Consider the following 6214-nt stretch of genomic DNA (forward strand, 5'->3'; position numbering starts at 1 on the left):
GGTAATTCCACAATACTATGAATTTTTTAACCAAAGTATAATGGTAAATCCACGATGCAACAAATTAAGGAAGGTTACTTTTTTTATCCCTCCTTCGTCATTTCATATTGTCTATAGTGTGTTTAATACATTCATAGGTACTAATAAAATTTGATAGACTGTTAAAACGACTATACCGACGCTGATATAACTGCCAATTTGAATATAAAGCGATAGTTTCTTTGCCTTTTGTTCCAGCTCTTTTTGTACTTTTTGCTGGTAAAGATGTAAAAGTTCTTTGATGGATGAAGTGTGCAGTCCCATGGTAAAAAAACGTACGAACTCTTCATCCATATGACATAGCTGCAAAGCTTGTATCATCGTATTTCCCTGATGAAGAGCTTTTTGTATTTGTATGGCCAAAGGATGATACAAGCTTTTTGGATGAATCTGACAAAGCATCTCAATACATTCCATCGTGGAAAGACCGTAGCCTAAAAAAGCGGACATTAAAAGAGAAAAGTGCAAAGAAATAACTTTACGAAAGAGCGTAAATCGACAGAAAATGGTAAATAAAAGTTCTGTTTTCTTTTGCGTATAAACAATCAGGAAAGATATTAAAAATACAAAGATCAAAAAGAGAAGCAGGGAAAACACAAATTGTAAGATCGATAAAAACAGGAAAACTTGTTTTGATGCCAGTTGAGACATAGCCGGAAGGATCATTTCTTGAAAAAAGAGGATTATTCCAAAGCTGAATAAAAATAGAAAAGCTGGATAAATACTTGTCTTTATCAGTTCCTTGATCCAACCTTTGCCAACATCATCGATTTCATTGGCACAATGAATGGCTTCTTTAAAAGGCAGTCGATCCTTTAGGATTCTTAAGATCTGAAAGTAATTTTCTTTTCCGTTTGTCAGGATGGAAACTAGTTTTTCTCCTTCGTTTAATTTTGCCAGAATGTTTTTTTGGCATCGAAAACAAATCTCGATCATAAAAGTTGTATCCAATCCCTTATTTAATAAAAGACTGAATTGAACAAGTTCTTCTTTAGAGATTTTGCAGGTCAAATCGTGCTTGCGGATCTTGAATCCTTTGGGTATCCAAAGCTTCCTGAATCTCGTTAGAGAGCGTTTTAAAGCCTTTAGGATAGGCTTTATGTTCCAGGGCATATTGAAGATCTTGCCCGGATAAAATTTCATAGATACACTCCTTTCCGTTGGGGCTTTGATATAGTCTTTGTCCGATCAATGCCGTCAATGTGTTTTTTAAATCATAGGTGGGTACAGATAGATCTTCTAAGCGTTGTATGGCCTCTAACGCATTGGATGCATGCAGTGTGGTAAAGGCAAGGGAGCCTGTCAGGGCACAGCGAACGACCATTTTGGCTGTGTAACTGTTTCGTGTTTCTCCGATAAAGATCACATCCGGATCGTGACGAAGAAGTTCTTCAATTCCTTTTTCATATGTAAAGCCTAATTCTTCATTGATCTGTAACTGTAAATAAGATGGATCCTGAATTTCAATCGGGTCTTCCAACGATACGACCTTGTGCATGGAACGTTGTGCAATCGCATGTAAAATGGCATGTAACGTGGTGGTTTTACCGGAATTGGTCGGTCCACAGGCAATCACTAGTCCACGTCTTGCGTGAATCAGGCTTTCCAGGAACATTTGATGTTCCTTTTTTGAAGTTAGTCTTTCTATCGGAAGATGAATGCCTGTATGCAAAAGACGAATAACACCGGTCTGCAGGTGCTTATTGGGAATTAAGCTAAAGCGACAGTATAAAACCTGAGAACCTAGCTTCCAGCTGAATTGGCCATTTTGAGGGATGTATGGATTTGTCAGATCAAAACCGGATATAAACTTCACATACTCAAAAAGGGATTCATCCCAGAGATCTTGTACAAGCTCTACCATTTGCTCATAGATACGTAACTGAATGGATAAAGTATGCCGATGGAGCGTTAAATGGATATCGCTTGCGTTTTTTTGTGTGGCATACGTTAAAAGCTGTTCTAATTTTTCTTGCATGTTCATACTATTTAATACGTAAAAAAATCGAAAAACTATGAAAAAAAAATTAAAAAAATTTTAAAAAGTTGTTTGAAGTGTTTTCTAGACTAGAAATGAAGGTTGACTTACAAAATGAAATAATGATATGATTCAAAGCGTAAAAGCGATGAATTAGAGTAGTAGAAGAGAAAGTCGTTTAGAGAGCTGCTGGCTGGTGAAAAGCAGTGGATCGTATCTTTGAACTCGCTAAGGAGCTGATAAGTAATGTTATCCGTAGTTTCTGCGATAAAGAAAAAAAGAGGGCACAGATCGTTTCTGTGAACTAAGGTGGTACCGCGTCATTTAACGTCCTTAGAAGAGGGCGTTTTTTTATTGAAGGAGGAGAAAAGAGATGTACGATCATCAGTCCATTGAAAAGAAATGGCAAAAGCGATGGCTGGAAGAAAAGACATTCCGTTGTGATACTTCCGATTTTTCCAAGCCTAAATATTATGTACTGGATATGTTTCCGTATCCGAGTGGAAATGGTCTTCATGTAGGACATCCGGAGGGATATACCGCAACCGATATCATTGCCCGTAAAAAACGTATGGAGGGGTATAATGTTCTGCACCCGATGGGATGGGATGCCTTTGGTCTTCCGGCAGAGCAGTTTGCCTTACAGACAGGGCATCATCCGGCTGAATTTACCAAGAAAAACATCAATCATTTTAGAGAGCAGATTCAGTCTTTGGGATTCAGCTACGATTGGGATCGCGAAATCAGTACAGCTGATCCATCGTACTACAAATGGACACAGTGGATCTTTACACAGCTGTATAAAAAAGGGTTGGCATATGTCGATGAAATTCCGGTCAACTGGTGTCCGGAGTTAAAAACGGTTTTGGCCAACGAAGAAGTTATTGACGGCAAAAGTGAAAGAGGTGGCTATCCGGTCATCCGTAAACCGATGCGTCAATGGGTATTAAAGATTACAGCCTATGCAGAAAGATTGTTGAAAGATCTGGATGAAGTGGATTGGCCGACTTCCACTAAAGAGATGCAGAGAAACTGGATCGGTAAATCGCAGGGGGCCAATGTCATCTTTAAGATTGATGGCCATGATAAAGAATTTACGGTCTTTACAACGCGTTGTGATACTTTGTTTGGGGCTACGTATTGTGTTATGGCACCGGAGCATCCGTTTGTATCCGATATTACGACTCCGGAACAAAAGGAAGCCGTTGAAGCCTACCAAAAGCTATGTCAGACAAAATCCGATCTGGAAAGAACAGATTTGAACAAAGATAAGACCGGTGTATTTACCGGAGCGTATGCGATCAATCCGGTCAATGGAAAAAAAGTGCCGGTCTGGATCAGTGATTATGTATTAGCCAGTTATGGAACCGGTGCGATCATGGCGGTTCCGGCACATGATACACGCGACTATGAATTTGCCAAGAAATTTGGTATAGAGATCATTCCGGTACTGGAAGGTGGAAACATCGAAGAAGAAGCCTTTACCGGAGATGGCGTACATATCAATTCCCAATGGCTGAATGGTCTAAACAAGGAAGAGGCCATTGCGAAAATGATTCAGTGGCTGGAAGAAAACAAGGCTGGGGAAGCCAAGGTTACTTACAAGTTAAGAGACTGGTTGTTCTCTCGTCAGCGTTACTGGGGCGAACCGATTCCGATCGTTCATATGGAAGATGGAACCATGCGTACTGTAGATGTGGATGAGCTGCCGTTAGAACTGCCGGCAACGACAAACTTTAAACCAAGCGATACCGGTGAAAGTCCGTTGGCACATTGTACCGACTGGTTATCGGTTGAGATTGATGGTGTTAAGGGAACCAGAGAAACCAATACGATGCCACAGTGGGCTGGAAGCTGCTGGTATTATATTCGCTATATTGATCCAAAAAACGATAAAGCCATTGGGGATCCAAAGCTGCTGGAGCACTGGTTACCGGTTGATTTGTATGTCGGTGGTGCAGAACATGCGGTATTGCACCTATTATATGCGCGCTTCTGGCATAAGGTACTTTATGATTGTGGTGTTGTGAAGTCAAAAGAACCGTTCCAGAAATTGTTCCATCAAGGTATGATCTTAGGCTCTAACGGTGAAAAGATGTCAAAATCACGTGGCAATGTCATCAATCCGGATGAAATCGTGGCCAGTCATGGAGCGGATGCTTTGCGTGTATATGAGATGTTTATGGGACCATTGGAAGCGGCTTTACCTTGGTCAACGACCGGGCTGGATGGAACGCGTAAATGGTTGGAGCGTGTCAATCGTTTCTATACAGAGGTGGCAGAATTCACCGAAGAAAACGATCATCGTTTAGATCGTGTTTACCATGCGACTGTCAAGAAAGTGACAAATGATATCGATACGTTAAACTTTAATACAGCGATTTCTCAAATGATGATCTTCATCAATGAATGTTACAAGACAAAAACGATCTATCGCCCTTATGCGATTGGTTTCTTAAAGATGTTTGCCTGCTTTGCCCCACATTTGGGAGAAGAGCTGTGGGCAACGATCTTTGACCAGAAAGATTCCATCACTTATAAGCCATGGCCGACATATGACGAAGCTATGTTAGTGGATAAGACCGTAACAATTGTGGTACAGGTCAATGGTAAGGTGCGCGGTAAGTTTGAAGCGGCTGCCGATGCCGAAGAAGCCAAGATCCAGGAACAAGCATTACAGCTGGAAAATGTACAACACCAGCTGGAAGGGAAAACTGTTCGTAAGGTTATTGTGGTTAAAGGAAAAGTTGTAAATATTGTTGCGAATTAACGCAGGCTGCACTTCGGTGCAGCTTTTTTTATGAAAAAAAACATATGAAACAAATATAAATTATGAAAAAATATATGTAAATTTCTTGCAAAAAATGAAAATTTGTCTTAATATATAGACAATTGTTCGTTGTATGCGAACAATCAATTTTTGAAATCTTTATGATCAAGGTTACAAAATGGTCATAAGATGAAAAAGCACAGGTAAAAAGGTGCCAAGGAAAGGGTGGATTTCTATGAAAAAGCTGGTATCGGTATTGATGGCAGGAACCATGGCTTTATCTTTAGCGGCTTGTGGTTCTGGCGGGGATAATGCCAACACATTTACATTTGCGAATGAACTGGATATTAAAAATTTAGATTCCAGTGATGCCGATGATGGTATGTCTTTTAATGCGATGCATGCGGTCATTGATGGCTTGATGGATGTTGATAAGGATGGCAAGGTGACTTATGGCATTGCCAAAGAACATACGGTAAGTGATGATGGTTTAACTCATACCTTTGTTTTGCGGGATGCCAAGTGGTCAAACGGTGATCCGGTAAAAGCACAAGATTTTGTGTATGCCTGGCAGCGTATCCTGAAAAAATCAGGGAACTATGCGTATATGATGGGATCGGATGGAGCTCATTTAGTTGGTGCGGATGAGCTGATGGCAAAAAATGAAGCTGGCAGCGAGCTGACACAGGAAGATCTGGATACATTAGGTGCTAAAGCAATAGATGATCAAACTTTGGTGGTGACACTAACCAGTCCGGTATCTTATTTTGAGGAGTTGATGACATTCCCGTGTTATTTCCCACAAAATGAAAAATTTACGGAAGAACAGGGACAAAACTATGGAAAGAGTGCCGATGCGATTCTTTCAAACGGTGCCTTTGTCATGGAATCCTGGGAGCCGGGTTCTAAAGCCGTCTTTACAAAGAATGAGGATTATTGGGATGCCGATTCTGTAAAACTGGATAAGCTGGTCATGAATTTGGTACAGGAGCCAACGGTAGCTGCACAAAACTTTGATAGTGGTAACAATGATTATGCACCTATCGATTCGGATTTAGTGGATAAATACAAAGATAACGATGCGTTCTGGAATGTAAAAAGCGGATTCTTATTTTATGTAATGCCAAATCTACAAAATGCCGATTTACAGAATCAGAATTTGCGAAAAGCGTTATCACTGGCTATCGATCGTGAGGATTTTGCCCAGAATGTTTTAAAGGATGGTTCGATTGAAGCCAATGGCTTTGTGCCGGAAGATTTGTCAAAAGGTCCAAATGGGGAAGATTTCCGAGAAGATGCCAAAGATTTTACAACTTATGATGCCAATGCGGCACAGGAAGCTTTGAATCAAGCATTACAAGAATTAGGTAAATCCGAAGTGACCTTGCGTTTGTTGTATGGAACCGATGAAAGCCCAATGGATACGA

At 40.4% G+C, this 6214-nt stretch carries 4 protein-coding genes and 1 other annotated feature; of the genes, 2 read left to right on the forward strand and 2 right to left on the reverse strand.

Translation table 11 applies throughout. The features are described from left to right. Positions 1 to 111 precede the first annotated feature (111 nt). Positions 112 to 1050, reverse strand: a complete 939-nt coding sequence (locus U0M88_RS09940; protein ID WP_331869706.1) for a type II secretion system F family protein — start codon at positions 1048 to 1050, stop codon at positions 112 to 114. Beyond that, positions 1031 to 2023: an ATPase, T2SS/T4P/T4SS family gene (locus U0M88_RS09945; RefSeq protein WP_331869707.1), complete on the reverse strand. Its 993-nt coding sequence runs from the start codon at positions 2021 to 2023 to the stop codon at positions 1031 to 1033. The genes U0M88_RS09940 and U0M88_RS09945 overlap by 20 nt, the downstream gene beginning before the upstream one ends. Before the next feature lie 133 nt (positions 2024 to 2156). Continuing rightward, positions 2157 to 2355, forward strand: a binding site (T-box leader). Positions 2356 to 2390: 35 nt separating this feature from the next. Here U0M88_RS09945 and leuS point away from each other — a divergent pair. Then, entirely contained in the window at positions 2391 to 4787 is a 2397-nt protein-coding gene (leuS, locus tag U0M88_RS09950; RefSeq protein WP_331869708.1) for a leucine--tRNA ligase, read from the forward strand. 235 nt (positions 4788 to 5022) lie between these two features. Continuing rightward, positions 5023 to 6214, forward strand: a 1192-nt coding sequence (locus U0M88_RS09955; RefSeq protein ID WP_331869709.1) for a peptide ABC transporter substrate-binding protein, incomplete at its 3' end; no start/stop codon positions are given.

This window comes from Faecalicoccus sp. (genome assembly GCF_036552745.1).
Classification (GTDB): domain Bacteria; phylum Bacillota_I; class Bacilli_A; order Erysipelotrichales; family Erysipelotrichaceae; genus Faecalicoccus.